Origin of the sequence: Lysobacter enzymogenes (genome assembly GCF_017168095.1) — a bacterium.
In the GTDB taxonomy this organism is placed as follows: domain Bacteria; phylum Pseudomonadota; class Gammaproteobacteria; order Xanthomonadales; family Xanthomonadaceae; genus Lysobacter; species Lysobacter enzymogenes_D.
This window is the reverse complement of sequence record NZ_LXSD01000338.1, coordinates 20,849-35,601: the sequence shown is the minus strand read 5'-3', so window position 1 is coordinate 35,601 and position 14,753 is coordinate 20,849. Positions and strand designations below refer to the sequence as shown.

General features: G+C 71.6%; 13 protein-coding genes. 11 read left to right on the top strand and 2 right to left on the bottom strand.

Annotated features, from left to right (window positions below):
- Positions 1 to 93 precede the first annotated feature (93 nt).
- Positions 94 to 1,320, bottom strand: a complete 1,227-nt coding sequence (locus A7A76_RS12395) for a hypothetical protein (protein WP_206411473.1) — start codon at positions 1,318 to 1,320, stop codon at positions 94 to 96.
- Positions 1,321 to 1,574: 254 nt separating this feature from the next.
- Between A7A76_RS12395 and A7A76_RS12390 the strand changes: the two genes are divergently transcribed.
- The 3 genes from A7A76_RS12390 (at position 1,575) to A7A76_RS12380 (ending at position 4,790) form a co-directional block, all read left to right on the top strand.
- On the top strand, positions 1,575 to 2,930 hold the full coding sequence (locus A7A76_RS12390) for a Gfo/Idh/MocA family protein (protein WP_206411472.1): 1,356 nt from the start codon (positions 1,575 to 1,577) through the stop codon (positions 2,928 to 2,930).
- A 341-nt stretch (positions 2,931 to 3,271) separates the two neighbouring features.
- Positions 3,272 to 3,814, top strand: coding sequence for a hypothetical protein (locus A7A76_RS12385; protein ID WP_206411471.1), 543 nt, complete (start codon positions 3,272 to 3,274; stop codon positions 3,812 to 3,814).
- Between the two features lie 154 nt (positions 3,815 to 3,968).
- A complete protein-coding gene (locus tag A7A76_RS12380) occupies positions 3,969 to 4,790 on the top strand; it encodes a hypothetical protein (protein ID WP_206411470.1) in 822 nt (273 codons plus the stop codon).
- Between the two features lie 13 nt (positions 4,791 to 4,803).
- Here A7A76_RS12380 and A7A76_RS12375 read toward each other — a convergent pair whose 3' ends face one another.
- The gene (locus A7A76_RS12375; RefSeq protein ID WP_206411475.1) at positions 4,804 to 5,502 is read right to left on the bottom strand and encodes an AraC family transcriptional regulator; all 699 of its coding nucleotides are present in this window, start codon (positions 5,500 to 5,502) and stop codon (positions 4,804 to 4,806) included.
- A 170-nt stretch (positions 5,503 to 5,672) separates the two neighbouring features.
- On the opposite strand from A7A76_RS12375, the gene A7A76_RS12370 reads away from it, so the two are divergent.
- The 8 genes from A7A76_RS12370 to A7A76_RS12335 all read left to right on the top strand — a co-directional run bounded on the left by A7A76_RS12370 (position 5,673) and on the right by A7A76_RS12335 (position 14,625).
- Positions 5,673 to 6,611: a 4-hydroxyproline epimerase gene (locus A7A76_RS12370; RefSeq protein WP_206411474.1), complete on the top strand. Its 939-nt coding sequence runs from the start codon at positions 5,673 to 5,675 to the stop codon at positions 6,609 to 6,611.
- A gap of 14 nt (positions 6,612 to 6,625) precedes the next feature.
- Positions 6,626 to 7,726, top strand: a complete 1,101-nt coding sequence (locus A7A76_RS12365; RefSeq protein ID WP_206411469.1) for an NAD(P)/FAD-dependent oxidoreductase — start codon at positions 6,626 to 6,628, stop codon at positions 7,724 to 7,726.
- Entirely contained in the window at positions 7,723 to 7,968 is a 246-nt protein-coding gene (locus A7A76_RS12360) for a 2Fe-2S iron-sulfur cluster-binding protein (RefSeq protein WP_206411468.1), read from the top strand. Before A7A76_RS12365 ends, A7A76_RS12360 begins: the two co-directional genes overlap by 4 nt.
- Positions 7,961 to 9,313: an NAD(P)/FAD-dependent oxidoreductase gene (locus tag A7A76_RS12355; RefSeq protein ID WP_206411467.1), complete on the top strand. Its 1,353-nt coding sequence runs from the start codon at positions 7,961 to 7,963 to the stop codon at positions 9,311 to 9,313. Before A7A76_RS12360 ends, A7A76_RS12355 begins: the two co-directional genes overlap by 8 nt.
- The gene (locus A7A76_RS12350; RefSeq protein WP_206411466.1) at positions 9,310 to 10,215 is read left to right on the top strand and encodes a dihydrodipicolinate synthase family protein; all 906 of its coding nucleotides are present in this window, start codon (positions 9,310 to 9,312) and stop codon (positions 10,213 to 10,215) included. The genes A7A76_RS12355 and A7A76_RS12350 overlap by 4 nt, the downstream gene beginning before the upstream one ends.
- Before the next feature lies 1 nt (position 10,216).
- The gene (locus A7A76_RS12345; RefSeq protein WP_206411465.1) at positions 10,217 to 11,824 is read left to right on the top strand and encodes an aldehyde dehydrogenase family protein; all 1,608 of its coding nucleotides are present in this window, start codon (positions 10,217 to 10,219) and stop codon (positions 11,822 to 11,824) included.
- The gene (locus A7A76_RS12340) at positions 11,821 to 13,026 is read left to right on the top strand and encodes a M24 family metallopeptidase (protein ID WP_206411464.1); all 1,206 of its coding nucleotides are present in this window, start codon (positions 11,821 to 11,823) and stop codon (positions 13,024 to 13,026) included. Before A7A76_RS12345 ends, A7A76_RS12340 begins: the two co-directional genes overlap by 4 nt.
- A 354-nt stretch (positions 13,027 to 13,380) precedes the next feature.
- On the top strand, positions 13,381 to 14,625 hold the full coding sequence (locus A7A76_RS12335) for an alpha/beta hydrolase family protein (protein WP_206411463.1): 1,245 nt from the start codon (positions 13,381 to 13,383) through the stop codon (positions 14,623 to 14,625).
- Positions 14,626 to 14,753: the final 128 nt, after the last annotated feature.

Here is a 14,753-nt window from a genome sequence, read left to right as displayed (position 1 = left end):
GCGTTGCCGTGCGCGGCCGCCAGGACGCGGGCGCGAGCGCGGGCGTAGCGGCCGCGCCGCGCTTGCCGAGCACCGACGCGGCGCGCAGCGCGTTCATGCGTAGCGCGTCTGCCGCGGCGCGACCGGCGTCGCTTCGGTACGCAACTGCGCCGCGAGCGCCTGCAAGCGATCCGGCCGCAGCAGTCCGTAGTGATGGAACGAAACCCCGCCGATGCCCGCGGCCTGCAGCGCCGCCAGCGCGGCGCCGAGCTCGGCGCCGTCGCCGAGGTCCGGCGGGCCGGGGCGCAGGATCGCGCGCACTCGCGCCGGGTCGCCGACGCGCTGCACGGTGTCGAAGGCGTCGCCGGCCACGCGCGCGGCGTCGGGCTCGTAGAACGGCACTTCCACGCCGTCGCAGGCGCGCGCCAGGGCGGCGAGGTGGCTGCCTTCGAGCCAGGCGTTGGCGGTCGGCCGCTGCGCGGTGGGAATCGTCCACACCTCGCGGTCGCGCGGCACCCGCGCGCGGATCGCCGCGACCACCTCGGCGACGCGCTTGCGCCGCAGCTGCAGGTACGCCGCCAACTGCGGCAGCTCCAGCAGATCCGCCATCAGCCATGCCGCCGCCTGATCCGGCGCGGCGTCCACCGGCGCGGCCAGATAGGCGTCGGTGCGCGCGCGCACCCGCGCGGCCAGCGCGTCGGCGTCGAGGTCGGCGTCGCCGGCCAGGCGCCGGCAGTGGCTGCAGAAGCACAGGCCGAGCAGCGTCTCCAGCCACAGGTTGCCGCGCGCCTGGGCGAACTCGTGGCGATGGCCGTGCGCATACGGCAGCCAGTTCGGCGTTTCCAGCACCAGCCCGCGCAGCGGCAGGCGGGCGAGGTCGGCGCACAGCGCCAGCGCATACTCGAACGCGGCCGGCGAGGACGGGCACAGGTTGTGGACGTAGGCGTCGCCCCAGGCGTTGCGCGCCACGTGCAGCGGATGCCGCGCGCCCAGCGGGCGGTTGTGCAGCAGCGCGATCCGCGCGCGCAGTTGCAGGCGCGCGTCGGCGGCGAGATCGTCGACGACGTGGCGCAGCGCCGGGTCGCTGTGCGCGAGCGGCGCGATCTCGCCGTAACCGCGCGGATCGGGCTCGAAACACACCGCGCCGTCCTCGGGAAACACCACCCGGCTGCCGCGATGCTGCGGGCTGAGGAACTGGCCGCCGTGGCCGCTCAAGACCAGCGTCGCGCCGGTCATGCCCAGCGCGCTCGCCTGCGCGGCGAACTCGCGCGCGCCGTGCGAAGCCACGTCCCAGGGATGGACATAGAGCGAGCGCAATGGGGTGGAATGAACGGCCGACATCTTTCGATTCCTTATATTTTGCAGCGATAAACTTTCGATTTCTGCCGCGCTTCGCGATCTATCCTAATGAATTCGATACTTATGCCACATTGTGCGGCGCAAAATGCATCCTGAATATTCGTAATATATTTTATCGAAAGAAATTAGAAAGATTTACCTTCCGATATGTTTCGAACAACGCTGCGCCGGGCGCAGCGCCGAGGCGTCCTCCGGGCGCCGTCTATTCGCCGCACCGCATCCACCGAGGCCTTTGCATGAACCGACGCGACTTCATCGCCAGCTCCGCCACCGCGGGCACGCTGCTGGCCGCCAACGCCTTCGCACCGGCGCTCGCGCGCAAGCGCGCCAAGCTGCGCCTGGGCCTGATCGGCACCGGCATGCGCGGCCAGGTGCTGCTCAAGGAACTGGTGCGCCGCGACGACGTCGAGGTCGTCGCGCTGTGCGACATCGAACCGATCATGCTCGGCCGCGCGCTGGCGATGATCGACAAGGCCGGCAAGCCCAAGCCCGCGACCTACGGCGACGGCGGCGATGTCGATGCGTACCGCAAGATGCTGGCCAAGGGCGGGCTGGACGGCGTGATCGTCGCCACGCCGTGGGAGTACCACGCACCGATGGCGATCGCGGCGATGCAGGCGCGCATCGCGGTCGGCTGCGAAGTGGTCGCCGGCATCACCCTGGACGACCACTGGCAGGTGCTGCGCACCCAGCTCAAGACCGGCACGCCGTACATGCTGCTGGAGAACGTGTGCTATCGCCGCGACGTGCTGGCGGTGCTCAACATGGTCCGCCAGGGCCTGTTCGGCGAACTGGTGCATCTGCAGGGCGGCTACCAGCACGACCTGCGCGCGGTGAAGTTCAACAACGGCAATCCCGACCAGCCTTACGGCAGCGGCGTGGAGTTCGGGCCCAAGGCGTGGTCGGAAGCGCGCTGGCGCACCGAGCATTCGGTCAAGCGCGACGGCGACCTGTATCCGAGCCACGGCATCGGCCCCTGCGCGATGGCGGCCAACATCCATCGCGGCAACCGCTTCACGTATCTCAGCGCGATGTCGAGCAAGCCGCGCGGCTTGCACGACTACATCGTCAAGAAGGCCGGCGCGGACCATCCCAACGCCCAGGTCAAGTTCAAGCTCGGCGACCTGGTGACCACCCAGATCGCCTGCGCCAACGGCGAGACCATCGTGCTGCAGCACGACACCTCGCTGCCGCGCCCGTACTCGCTCGGCTTCCGCGTGCAGGGCACCGACGGGCTGTGGATGGACGTCAACGATTCGATCCACATCGAAGGCAAGAGCAAGCCGCACGAGTGGGACAAGGCCGATGTCTGGCTGGACCAGTACGACCACCCGCTGTGGAAGCGCCACGGCGCCACCGCCGCCGGCGCCGGCCACGGCGGCATGGACTGGTTCGTGATCAACGCCTTCGTCGAAGCGCTCAAGGCCGACGCGCCGATGCCGATCGACATCTATGACGCGGTGGCCTGGAGCGCGATCACGCCGTTGTCGGAGCAATCCATCGCCGAGCACCGCACGCTGGAGTTCCCGGACTTCACCGACGGCAAGTGGAAGGATCGCAAGCCGATCTTCGGGTTCGACGATCGTTACTGATCGGGCGGCCCGCCGCCGTCCAGGCGACGGCGGCGCGTTGCTCGGGGCGGAGGATCGAAGTCGGTCGCGCCGCTGCGCGGCGGCGTCTGCGCGCCGCGCCTGCAGTGAGCTTGATGACGGCAGGGCTCTCAAACCAGGCGTGGCGGGTCGAGATCGAGACGGCCGGATGGGCCTGAGCGTGGATTTGGTCGATATGACCTCACGAAAGCATCGGGTTTGCCCGAATAAAACACATTTTTTGCCAATTTACGCGGGCAAATGGAATTGCCAGCATGAGCGGCGGCCGAACACGCGACGGCATGGGCGGCGAAGCACCAATCGGCAAGCCAAGGAAGTGCACGATGAAGCAAGTTTTGTTTTTGGTCTGCGTCGCGCTGGCGACGAGTACCGCGCCGGCGAAGGCGGCCGGCGGACATCCGGCCAAGGTTCAAGGCGCCGAGGCCGGAGTCGATCGCTCGGTAAGGTCGAAGGAGGAGTTTGCGCAGTTCCTGTCCGCGCATCCGAACTTCGCGCTGCATAAGCTCCCATCGGCAGCCGTAGAGAATTTCGTGGAGAGCCTAGTATTCACCCCGAGCGGCATCGGCTCGTACTCTTATCTGGGCCTGTCTGTCTACCTGACAGTGGACGAGATTCGTCAAGTGCTCAGGGTGATCGGTGCGGAACATACTATCGGCGCGATTCCGACGATCGGTCAGGCGAAATCGTTCGGCGGCCGAGGCGGCACAGTCGCCATGAGCGATGTCTGCGAAGATCCGAACTCGCCGCTGTGCGAAGCGGGCGGCGGAAAGACCAAGACGGACAGCGTCTGTGCCGCAGATTGGGGCGCAGAGTACAAATGCGAGCGTAGCTTCGGCGACCTGTGTCCGGCCAGCTGCGGAAAGTGACGAAGTGGGGGCCGGTGTCGGACAAGGCGCTCAATGCCGGCGCCGCGCGAGGGGAGCGAACATGCGGAAAATAGTTCTTGCTGCGGTTCTTCCTATCGCCACGCACGCCGCGCCATTGCTGGCAGCGACACCAGCCGAGCGGTACCAATCGGTCATGGTCGGCATCAACAAAATGCGCGAACTGACGCCGATGCAGAAAGGCCGGCGGCTGGAACGCGCCTATGCCACGCACTTCGCGCCGTTGGAAAAGCGCCCGTTGCAGTCGGTGCCGGCCGAAGACCTGCAAGCGATGTTCGAAGCGGCCGACATGCTTGCCTTCTACGCAGCCTTCGATCGGTCTGAGCGCGGCGTACGCTATCTGGAACGCATGATCGCCGCCGACGGCGCGCTGCGCGCCAAGGGCATACGGCGTGCGGACAACGCCCGCAGCCTGTATGGCGGGCTGATCGCCGCGCGCCGTTTCGACGAGGCCAAGGCGTTCGCCGCCGCGACGCCGGAGCTGGACGCGCCGGCGCTTCCCGCGTTCGACACCGTGGCTGATTTCGATCCGGCGCGGCCCGCATACTACGAACTCGTCGGCCCGGGCCGTATGCGCCTGCGCAACGCCGAGCCGTTGGGGCGCGGGCCGCGCATCGTCGTCGTCTCGGGCTGCCATTTCGCTCGTGATGCGGCGCTGGCGATCGGCGCCGATGCACGTCTGAAACACGCGTTCTCACAGGGACAGGCTCTGTGGCTGGGCGCGCCCGAACGCAGCCTGGATACGAAGGACATCGCCGAGTGGAACGCCGAACTTCCACACGCGCGGATGGTTGTCGCGTACCGGCCGGAGCCGTGGCGCGACATCGACTTTTCGTCGATGCCGCGATTCCATGTGTTCAAGGACGGCAAGCTGCTCGGTTCGCACAGCGGGTGGGGGCGATCGTCGCCGGCGCCGGAACTGCTCGATTTACTGCGGCGTGCCGGCCTGCTGGAGTGACGGGGCCTGCGGCTCAGCCCGGCGGAGTCCATCGCCCATCCCGATGCAGCGCGCGATAATCCCGCGGCGCCATCCCCACCATCGCCTTGAACTGGCGCGCGAACGCGCTCTGGTCGGTGAAGCCGCAGGCCAGGCCGACCTCGGCGATGCTGGCCGCGCCGTGCAGGTCGCGCATCGCCGCTTCGATGCGCAGGCGGGTCAGGGTCTGCTGCGGGGTGAGCTGGAACACGCGCTGGAAATGCCGCTCCAGTTGCGCCACCGACAGGTCCGCCAGCCGCGCCAGCGCGGCGATGCGCAGCGGTTCGGCGAAGTGCAACTGCATGTGCTCGAACACCCGGCGCAGGCGCTCGTAGGTGGGGTCGCGGCCGTCGGGCGCGCCGAGGTCGCGCGACAGCCCGACCAGGCCGCGGCCGCCGCCCGGCAGGGTCAGCGGGCGCTTGCCGGTGAGGCACCAGCCGGGGCGGCGGTTGGGGTAGAGGTGCACTTCGAGCTGGTTCTCGATGGTGCCGCCGTCGAGCACGCGCCGGTCCTGTTGCGCGTAGCGCGCGGCCAGCCGCGCCGGGAACACTTCCGCCACTTCGCGGCCGATCACGTCCTCGCGCCGCTTCAGCCCGAGCCTTCGCACCAGGGTCAGGTTGGCGTGGGTGTAGCGGCCGGCGCCGTCCTTGACGAAGAACACGACGTCGGCGAGCGCATCGCACAGGGTCTGCATCAGTTCGGCGTCGATCCGCACCGGATCGGAAGCGGCGGCGGGCAGGGCAGGGGCCATATGGGCAGCGGCGGCGCGGGCGGCGGAGGTTGCCGCCGATTATGCCGAATTCCGCATCGGCGTCCGCCAAGCCCGTCTAGACCCCGGCGGCCCGCGCCGCGAGCATGTCCAGCATGCACAGCCTCGACATCATCGACTCGCACACCGGCGGCGAACCCACCCGCGTAGTGGTCGCCGGATTCCCCGATCTCGGCGGCGGCCCCCTGGCCGAACAACGCCTGCGCTTCGGCCAGCGGTTCGACCGCTGGCGCAGCGCGGTGGCGTGCGAGCCGCGCGGCTCCGACCCGGTGGTCGGCGCGCTGCTGTTGCCGCCGCAGTCGCCGGGCGCCTGCGCCGGCACGATCTTCTTCAACAACGTCGGCTACCTCGGCATGTGCGGGCACGGCACCATCGGCCTGGTGCGCACGCTGCAGTTCCTCGGCCGCATCCAGCCGGGCGAGCACCGCATCGACACGCCGGTCGGCACGGTCGGCGCGCGCCTGCACGAGGACGGCCGGGTCTCGGTCGACAATGTCGAAAGCTGGCGCCACGCCGCGCAGGTGAGCGTCGAGGTGCCCGGCTACGGCGCGGTGCGCGGCGACGTGGCCTGGGGCGGCAACTGGTTCTTCATCGCCAAGGTCGCGCAGGAGATCGCGCTGGAGCGCGTGCGCGAACTGAGCGCGTTCGCCGAAGCGATCCGCGAAGCATTGGTCGCCGCCGGCGTCACCGGCGCGAACGGCGCGGAGATCGACCACATCGAACTGGAAACCGCTTCGCCGACGCCGGGCGTGCACGGCCGCAACTTCGTGCTGTGCCCGGGACTGGCCTACGACCGCTCGCCTTGCGGCACCGGCACCAGCGCCAAGCTGGCCTGCCTGGCCGCCGACGGCAAGCTCGCGCCGGGCGCGGTGTGGCGGCAGGAGAGCGTGCTCGGCAGCGTGTTCGAAGCAACCTATCGCGCCGGCGAACGCGGCGTGCATCCGAGCATCACCGGCAGCGCGCACATCACCGCGCGCGCGCAGTTGCTGATCGACGACGCCGATCCGTTCGCCTGGGGCATCGGCGCGCGCTGAGCGCGGCCGCGATCATGTCCAGCTACGACCTCATCGTCATCGGCGCCGGCATCGTCGGCGCGGCCTGCGCCGAGCGCGCCGCGCGCGAGGGCCTGCGCGTGGCCGTGGTCGAGCCCGGCCCGGTCGGCGGCGGCGCGACCGCGGCGGCGATGGGGCATCTGGTGGCGATGGACGACGATCCGGCCGAGCTGGCGCTGTCGCGCTTGTCGCTGCAGCTGTGGGAACGCTTCGCCGAATTGCCGCTGGCCGAATTCAGCCGCTGCGGCACCGTGTGGGTGGCGCGCGAGCCGCGCGAACTCGACGGCGTCGCGGCGAAAGTCGCGCGTCTGGCCGCGGCCGGCGTTACGGCGCGGCGGATCGAGGCGGCGGAGTTGTACGAACTCGAACCTCATCTGGCGCCGGGCCTGTGCGGCGGCATGCTGGTGGCGCAAGAGGCGGTGGTGTATCCGCCGCGCGTCGCCCAGCACTTGCTGCAACTGGCGCGCGAACTGAAGGCCGAGTGTCATCTGGGCCGCCGCGCGACCGCGCTGAGCGCGCACGGCGTGCGCCTGGACGACGGCAGCGAACTGCGCGGCCCGGTGCTGGTCGCGACCGGCTGCGCATTGCCGGAGCTGTTGCCGCAGCTGCCGATGCGTTCGCGCAAAGGCCATCTGGTCATCACCGAGCGCTATCCCGGCCGGATCCGTCACCAGTTGCTGGAGCTGGGTTACGCCGACAGCGCCCACGGCGATGCCGACAGCAGCGTCGCCTTCAATGTGCAGCCGCGGCCGACCGGGCAGATTTTGATCGGCTCCTCGCGCGAGTTTGGCCAGGACGACCGCGCCGTGTCCGCGCCGATGCTGCAACGCATGCTCGAACGCGCGTTCGCGTTCGTGCCGATGCTGCGCGAACTGCAGGCGCTGCGGGTGTGGACCGGCTTTCGCCCGTGCACGCCGGACGGGCGGCCGTACATCGGCGCGCTGGAGTCGCGCGCGCACACCTGGGTCGCGGCCGGTCACGAAGGCCTGGGCGTCACCACCGCGCTCGGCACCGCGCAATTGCTGGTCGAACAACTGCTCGGCCGCGCGCCGGCCATCGACCCGGCGCCGTATGCGCCGGCGCGGGCGCTGCGATGAGCGCGCTCATTCGCATCGAAGTCAACGGCCGCGCGGTCGAGGTGCCGGCCGGCGCCAGCGTCGCCGCCGCGGTGGCCGCGGCCGCGCCGCATTTCCGCCGCTCGCGCAGCGGCCAGCCGCGCGCGCCGCTGTGCGGCATGGGCGTGTGCTTCGAATGCCGGGTACGCATCGACGGCGTCGAGCACCAGCGCGCCTGCCTGGTGCCGGCGCGCGAAGGCATGCAGGTGGTCTGCGATGACTGAGCGCTGCGACGTGGTGGTGGTGGGCGCCGGCCCGGCCGGTCTCGCGGCGGCGCGCGCGGCGGCTTCGCACGGCGCCGAGGTCGCGTTGATCGACATGCAGGCCCACGCCGGCGGCCAGGTGTGGCGGCGCGATGTGCGCCGGCCGTGGCCGGATCCGGCGCGCGACCGCCTCGACGAATTGCTCGACGGCGAGCGCGTGCGCTGGCTCGGACAGGCCCAGGTGGTCGCCGCCGGCGCGGGCCGGGTGTTGCTCGAACAGGCCGGCGTCGCTTACGAACTGGACTACGGCGCGCTGGTGCTGGCGACCGGCGCGCGCGAACTGCTGCTGCCGTTTCCGGGCTGGAGCTTGCCGGGCGTCACCGGCGCCGGCGGATTGCAGGCGTTGCTGAAGCAAGGCTGGCCGATCGCCGGCAAGCGCGTGCTGATCGCCGGCAGCGGGCCCTTGCTGCTGGCCGCGGCCGATACCGCGCGGCGCCACGGTGCGCGCGTGGTCGCGATCTGCGAACAGGCGCCGGCCGCGCAGCTGCGCGCTTTCGCCGGGCATTTGTGGCGCTGGCCCGGAAAATTGGCCCAGGCCGCGGCGTTGCGCGCGCGGCTGCTCGGCGCGCCGTATCGCGCCGACACCTGGGTCGCGGCCGCGCACGGCGACGGCCGCGTGGCCGAAGTCGAATTGCACGGCGCGCGCGGGGTCGAGCGCATCGGCGTGGATCACCTGGCGGTCGGTTACGGCCTGGTGCCGAATCTCGAACTCGCCCAGCAACTGGGCTGCGAACTGCAGGCGCACGGCGCCCACGCCAGCGTGCGCGTCGACGCGGACCTGCGCACCAGCGTCGCCGGCGTCTACGCAGCGGGCGAAGCCTGCGGCATCGGCGGACGCGATTGCGCGCTGGTGGAAGGCGCGATGGCCGGCCATGCCGCCGCCGGCGCGCCCGAGGCCGCGCGCGCCCTGCGGCCGCAGCGCCAACGCGCGCGCGCGTTCGCCGCGCTGTTGCCCGAACACTTCGCCCTGCGCGCGCAGATCGCCGATGCGGCGACCGCCGACAGCGTGGTCTGCCGCTGCGAGGACGTGCGCCTGGGCGAACTTGACGCCCATGCCGACTGGCGCGCGGCCAAGCTCGCCACCCGCTGCGGCATGGGCAGTTGCCAGGGCCGCATCTGCGGCGCGGCGCTGGCGCAGCTGCGTGGCGCCGCGTTCGCGCCGTTCGCCGGCGCCGGCGCGCGTCCGCCGGTCTTTCCCGTTCGCCTGGCGGCGCTGGCCGCGCCCGCCGCGTCCCTGCACGAGGCGCCGCCGCCGGCGGCGTCCGCTCCGATCACGCACTCAGCCCCACAAGGAACCGTTCCATGAGCACTGCTTCCATCTGGCGCGGCGTCATTCCCGCCATCACCACGCCCTTCCACGCCGACGGCTCGATCGACCACGACTTCCTCGCCCGCCACGCGCAGCAGCTGATCGACGCCGGCTGCACCGGCATCGTCCCGCTGGGCTCGCTCGGCGAGGCGGCGACGCTGAGCTTCGAGGACAAGCTGGCGATCCTGCGCACGCTGACCCAAGCGCTGAAGGGCCGCGCGCCGGTGATCCCGGGCATCGCCGCGCTGTCCACCGACGAGGCCGTACGCCTGGCTCAGGAAGCCGAAAAGATCGGCTGCGCCGGCCTGATGGTGCTGCCGCCGTACGTCTATTCGACCGATTGGCGCGAGATGAAGGCGCACGTGGCCGCGGTGATCGGCGCGACCTCGCTGCCGTGCATGATCTACAACAACCCGGTCGCGTATAAGACCGACTTCTCGCCCGAGCAGATCGCCGAACTGGCCGGCGAATTCGCCAACGTGCAGGCGGTGAAGGAATCCTCGGCCGACGTGCGCCGCTTCGCCGCGCTGCGCGCGCTGCTCGGCGAGCGCCTGGAGCTGCTGGTCGGCATGGACGACGCCATCGTCGAAGGCGTGGCGATGGGCGCGACCGGCTGGATCGCGGGCCTGGTCAACGCCTATCCGAAGGAATCGGTGCGCCTGTTCGAACTCGCCCGCGACGGCGGCGCGCCGGCCGCGGCCGCGCTGTACGCCTGGTTCCTGCCGTTGCTGCGCCTGGACACGGTCCCTAAGTTCGTACAGCTGATCAAGCTGGTGCAGGCGCAGGTCGGCATGGGCGCCGAGCACGTGCGCGCGCCGCGGCTGGCGGTGACCGGCGCCGAGCGCGAGGCCGCGCTGGCGGTGATCGAACGCGCCCAGGCGCAGCGTCCGGAGCTTTGAGATGAGTGCGCGCGAACCCGGAGTGCGCGAGGACGTCCTGATCGGCGGCCGCTGGCAGCCGTCGCTGGACGCGGCCGGCGAGTTCCGCGCCTTCGATCCGACCCGTGCGGTCGAAGTCGGCGCGGCGTTCCCGATCTCCGGCGCGCAGGACGCGCGCGCCGCGCTGGCCTCGGCCTGCGCGGCGGCCGACGAACTGGCCGCGTGCGCGCCCGCGCGCATCGCGGCGTTCCTGGAGGCGTATGCCGCGGCGATCGAGGCCGACGCCGAGGCGCTGGTGGAACTGGCGCATCTGGAAACCGCGCTGGCGGCCAGGCCGCGCCTGGCCGAGGTCGAGCTGCCGCGCACCACCGGCCAGCTGCGCCAGGCCGCGCGCGCGGCGCGCGAACGCAGCTGGACCCAGCCGATCATCGACACCGCCGCCGGCCTGCGCTCGCACCTGGCGCCGCTGCACAAGCCGGTGCTGATCTTCGGCCCGAACAATTTCCCGTTCGCGTTCAACGCGGTGGCCGGCAGCGATTTCGCCTCGGCCATCGCCGCGCGCAACCCGGTCATCGCCAAGGTCCATCCCTCGCATCCGGGCACCAGCCAGCGCCTGGCGCAACTCGCCCATCGCGCGTTGCTGGACGCGGATCTGCCGGCGCAATCGCTGCAGGTGCTGTATCACCTCGACCCGGCGCTGGGCCTGCAACTGGCCGGCGATGCGCGCCTGGGCGCGCTGGCCTTCACCGGCAGCCGCCGCGCCGGGCTCGCGCTCAAGGCCGCGGCCGATGCGGCCGGGGTGCCGGCGTATCTGGAGTTGTCGAGCGTCAACCCGGTGTTCCTGCTCGAAGGCGCGCTGCGCGAACGCGGCGAAGCGCTGGCGCAGGAGTTCTTCGCCTCGTGCACGCTCGGCGTCGGCCAGTTCTGCACCAACCCCGGCGTGGTGGTGGTGCCGCGCGGCGAAGCCGGCGACGGTTTCGTCGCCGCGGCCGCGCAGCGTTTCGCCGACGCGCCGGCGGGGACGATGTTTTCGCGCGGCGTGCTCGAGCACTTGCGCGCCGGCGTGAGCGCATGGCGCGACGCCGGCGCACAGGCCGTCGCCGGCGGCGAAGCGGCGGACGGCGAGGGCTATCGCGTGCGTCCGGCCTTGCTGAGCTGCGACGCGGCCGCGTTCGTCGCCGACCCTCGCCTGCAGGGCGAAGCCTTCGGCCCGGCCAGCCTGATCGTGCGCGTGGACGGCATCGACGAAGCGCTGCAGGTGGCTGCGGCGCTGGAAGGCAATCTGACCGGCACCATCTACGGCGGCGACAGCGCCGGGGACGACGACGACTGGCGCCGCCTCGCCGGCGCGCTGCGCCCGCGCGTGGGCCGCCTGATCGACGGGCGCATGCCCACCGGCGTCGCGGTCAGCGCGGCGATGAACCACGGCGGCCCGTATCCGAGCACCGGCCATCCGGGGTTCACCGCGGTCGGCATGCCCAGCGCGATCCGCCGTTTCGCCGCGTTGCATTGCTACGATCACGTCCGCGCCGAGGCGCTGCCGGAGGAATTGCGCGACCGCAATCCCGGCGGCCTGTCGCGCTGGATCGACGGCCGCTGGACCCTGGACGACATCGGAGCGGACGCATGAGCGGACAGATCGGCGGTTCGACCCTGGAACAAGCCCGCGCGCAGCTGGCGCCGTGGCAGCGGCGCGCGCCCGCGATCGGCGCGGCGGAGTTCGAACAGCGCATCGAGCGCGCGCGCACGCTGATGCGCGCGGGCGGCGTCGACGCGCTGCTGATCGACGCCGGCGCCTCGCTGCGCTATTTCGCCGGCGTGCCGTGGGGCGCGAGCGAGCGGCTGGTGGCGATGCTGCTGACCCTCGACGGCGATCCGCTGCTGATCTGCCCGGCGTTCGAGGCCGGCTCGCTCGCGCACGTGCTCAAGATCCCGGCGCAGCCGCGGCTGTGGGAAGAGCACGAGAATCCCTACGCCCTGGTCGCCGCGGCGCTGCGCGAACGCGGCGCGCGCCGGCTGGCGCTGGATCCGGCCGCGGCGTTCGCGGTCTATACCGGCCTGCGCGCGGCCGCGCCGCAGCTGGAGTTCGCAGACGCGAGCGCCATCGTCGACGGCTGCCGCGCGCGCAAGTCTCCGGCCGAGCTGGCGCTGATGTACCAGGCCACCGCGATGACGCTGCACGCGCACCGCCTCGCCGCGGGGCTGGCCGCGCCCGGCGTCACCACCACCGCGCTGCGCCGCTTCATCGACGAAGCGCACCGCGCGCTCGGCGCCGACAACGGCTCGACCTTCTGCATCGTCCAGTTCGGCCACGCCACCGCGTATCCGCACGGCATTCCCGGCGAACAGGCCCTGGCCGAAGGCGAACTGGTGCTGATCGACACCGGCTGCTCGGTGCAGGGCTACCAGTCCGACATCACCCGCACCTACATCTGCGGCCGCGCCAGCGACGACCAGCAGCGCATCTGGGCGCTGGAACACGCCGCCCAGCGCGCCGCGTTCGCGGCGGTGCGCCCCGGCGTCAGCGGCGAAGCGGTGGACGCGGCGGCGCGCGCGGTGCTCGAACGCGGCGGCCTGGGCCCGGACTACCGCCTGCCGGGCCTGCCGCACCGCACCGGCCACGGCTGCGGCATGAGCGTGCACGAAGCGCCGTACCTGGTGCGCGGCAACCGCGCCGGGCTCGAGGTCGGCAACTGCTGCTCGAACGAACCGATGATCGTGGTGCCGGAACGTTTCGGCGTGCGCCTGGAAGACCATTTCCACGTCACCGAGGACGGCGCGCGCTGGTTCACCGAACCCTCGCCGGCGATCGACCGCCCGTTCGCGGATTGAACCGCACCGACGCGAGGTTCGATCCCCGACTGTAGGAGCGGCGCGAGCCGCGACCGCGGCAACTCGACAACGGCGAACCTTTGCGGTCGTGCGCGGAACCGAGCCGCGCTCGATCCAAGCGGCGCCGGCTGTCGAGTTGTCGCGGTCGCGGCTTGCGCCGCTCCTGCAAGTAGCCCGGGTGGGTATTTCGGCTGCGGCCGTCTGCGCCGAACTGCGCATCTGCGCGGGCGATCATGATTCGCTGCACCGACCTAGGGCTTGCGGCACTGGCGGCCTGCGCCGGCGTCGCGCTTGGCTGACGGCTGCGCCGCGCTCGCGGCGCGCATCCCGAACACGCCGTCCAAGGAGGTTCGCATGTTCCGCGCCATCCGCCGTTCCTGGCTCGCTTCGCCCGTGCGTCGCGCCGCCGTGTTGTTGCTGGCTCTGGCCTTCGCTGCGCCCGTCTGCGCCGCGCCGCCGAAACGCTTCGACCTGCCGCCGGTCAGCGGCCCCTATCGGGTCGGCACTTTCACCTTGCATCTGATCGACCGTTCGCGCACCGACCGCTTCGTCGGCGGCCCGCGCGAGTACATGGTCACCGTGACCTACCCGGTCGCGCCGCACGCGCGCGGCTCGCGCGCGCCGTGGCTGGAGCCGGCGCTGGTGCCGGAATGGAGCGCCACGGCCGCAGGCTACGGCTTCGCGCCCGGCGCGGTGGACTGGGCCGGCGCGCGCCGGCCGGCATTGGCCGGCGCGCCGCTGCTGCGCCGTGCGCACGGCTGGCCGGTGGTGCTGTTTTCGCCGGGCTTGCAGTACTTCCGCGAACTCTACAGCTCGCTGACCGACGACCTCGCCAGCCACGGCTACGTGGTCGCATCGATGACCCACACCCACGAAGCCTTCTACGCCGCCTTCCCCGGCGGCCGCGTGGTGCGCGGGCAGGCGCTGGAGGAAACCGTCGAATCCACCCAGATGTGGCTGGACACGCGGGTCGGCGATGCGCGCCATCTGCTCGATGCGCTGGCGCTGTCGGATCGCGGTTTTTACCCCGGCGCGGAGCCGGGCCGGCTGCCGCCGGGCTGGCGCGGCGGGCTGGATCTGTCGCGGGTCGGTTTCTTCGGCCATTCCTACGGCGGCACCACCGCTGCGGAGACCATGTTCTTCGACCGCCGCGTCGACGCCGGCATCGATTTCGATGGGCGCCTGTCCACCACCTACGGCCCGCCGCAGGACTTGCCCTACGGCCCCACGCGCGCCACCCGTTTCGGCCTGGACCGGCCGTTCCTGCTGGTCGGCGCGCAGGGCCACACCCATCTCAACCCGGAGGATCCGTCCTGGCCGCAGTTCTGGAGCAACCAGCGCGGCTGGAAGCGCGATGCGCACTTGCCGCTGGGCGTGCATTTCACCTTCAGCGATTTCCCCGCGATCCTGCCGCCGCTGGGCGACGCGGTACCGGCGGGTTTCGCCGCCGGCGCCTACGGCACGCTGCCGGCGGCCGAGGCGGTCGCAGGCACCCGCGCCTATGTGCGGGCGTTCTTCGACCTGCACCTGAAGGGGCGGCCGACGCGGCTGTTCGACGCTGGCAGCCCGGCGTATCCGAACTTCCAGCCGGTGCCCTGAACGCGGCGGCGGCTTGTCCGAATCGGCCGGTTGCCGCGTCCGCGCGGCGACCGGCGCCGGCTATGGCCGCGAACGGCGGCCGTAGCCGGCGTTCCTAGCCCAAAAGGCATATCCGTCGGGCGCGCGAT

Excerpts from the sequence above, each read along its gene's own strand:
- A7A76_RS12350 (WP_206411466.1), top strand. The coding sequence starts at position 9,310 with ATGAGCACTGCTTCCATCTGGCGCGGCGTCATTCCCGCCATCACCACG.
- A7A76_RS12370 (WP_206411474.1), top strand. The coding sequence starts at position 5,673 with ATGCACAGCCTCGACATCATCGACTCGCACACCGGCGGCGAACCCACC.
- A7A76_RS12335 (WP_206411463.1), top strand. The coding sequence starts at position 13,381 with ATGTTCCGCGCCATCCGCCGTTCCTGGCTCGCTTCGCCCGTGCGTCGC.
- A7A76_RS12395 (WP_206411473.1), bottom strand. The coding sequence starts at position 1,320 with ATGTCGGCCGTTCATTCCACCCCATTGCGCTCGCTCTATGTCCATCCC.
- A7A76_RS12360 (WP_206411468.1), top strand. The coding sequence starts at position 7,723 with ATGAGCGCGCTCATTCGCATCGAAGTCAACGGCCGCGCGGTCGAGGTG.
- A7A76_RS12365 (WP_206411469.1), top strand. The coding sequence starts at position 6,626 with ATGTCCAGCTACGACCTCATCGTCATCGGCGCCGGCATCGTCGGCGCG.
- A7A76_RS12355 (WP_206411467.1), top strand. The coding sequence starts at position 7,961 with ATGACTGAGCGCTGCGACGTGGTGGTGGTGGGCGCCGGCCCGGCCGGT.
- A7A76_RS12385 (WP_206411471.1), top strand. The coding sequence starts at position 3,272 with ATGAAGCAAGTTTTGTTTTTGGTCTGCGTCGCGCTGGCGACGAGTACC.
- A7A76_RS12380 (WP_206411470.1), top strand. The coding sequence starts at position 3,969 with ATGGTCGGCATCAACAAAATGCGCGAACTGACGCCGATGCAGAAAGGC.
- A7A76_RS12375 (WP_206411475.1), bottom strand. The coding sequence starts at position 5,502 with ATGCAGACCCTGTGCGATGCGCTCGCCGACGTCGTGTTCTTCGTCAAG.
- A7A76_RS12340 (WP_206411464.1), top strand. The coding sequence starts at position 11,821 with ATGAGCGGACAGATCGGCGGTTCGACCCTGGAACAAGCCCGCGCGCAG.
- A7A76_RS12390 (WP_206411472.1), top strand. The coding sequence starts at position 1,575 with ATGAACCGACGCGACTTCATCGCCAGCTCCGCCACCGCGGGCACGCTG.
- A7A76_RS12345 (WP_206411465.1), top strand. The coding sequence starts at position 10,217 with ATGAGTGCGCGCGAACCCGGAGTGCGCGAGGACGTCCTGATCGGCGGC.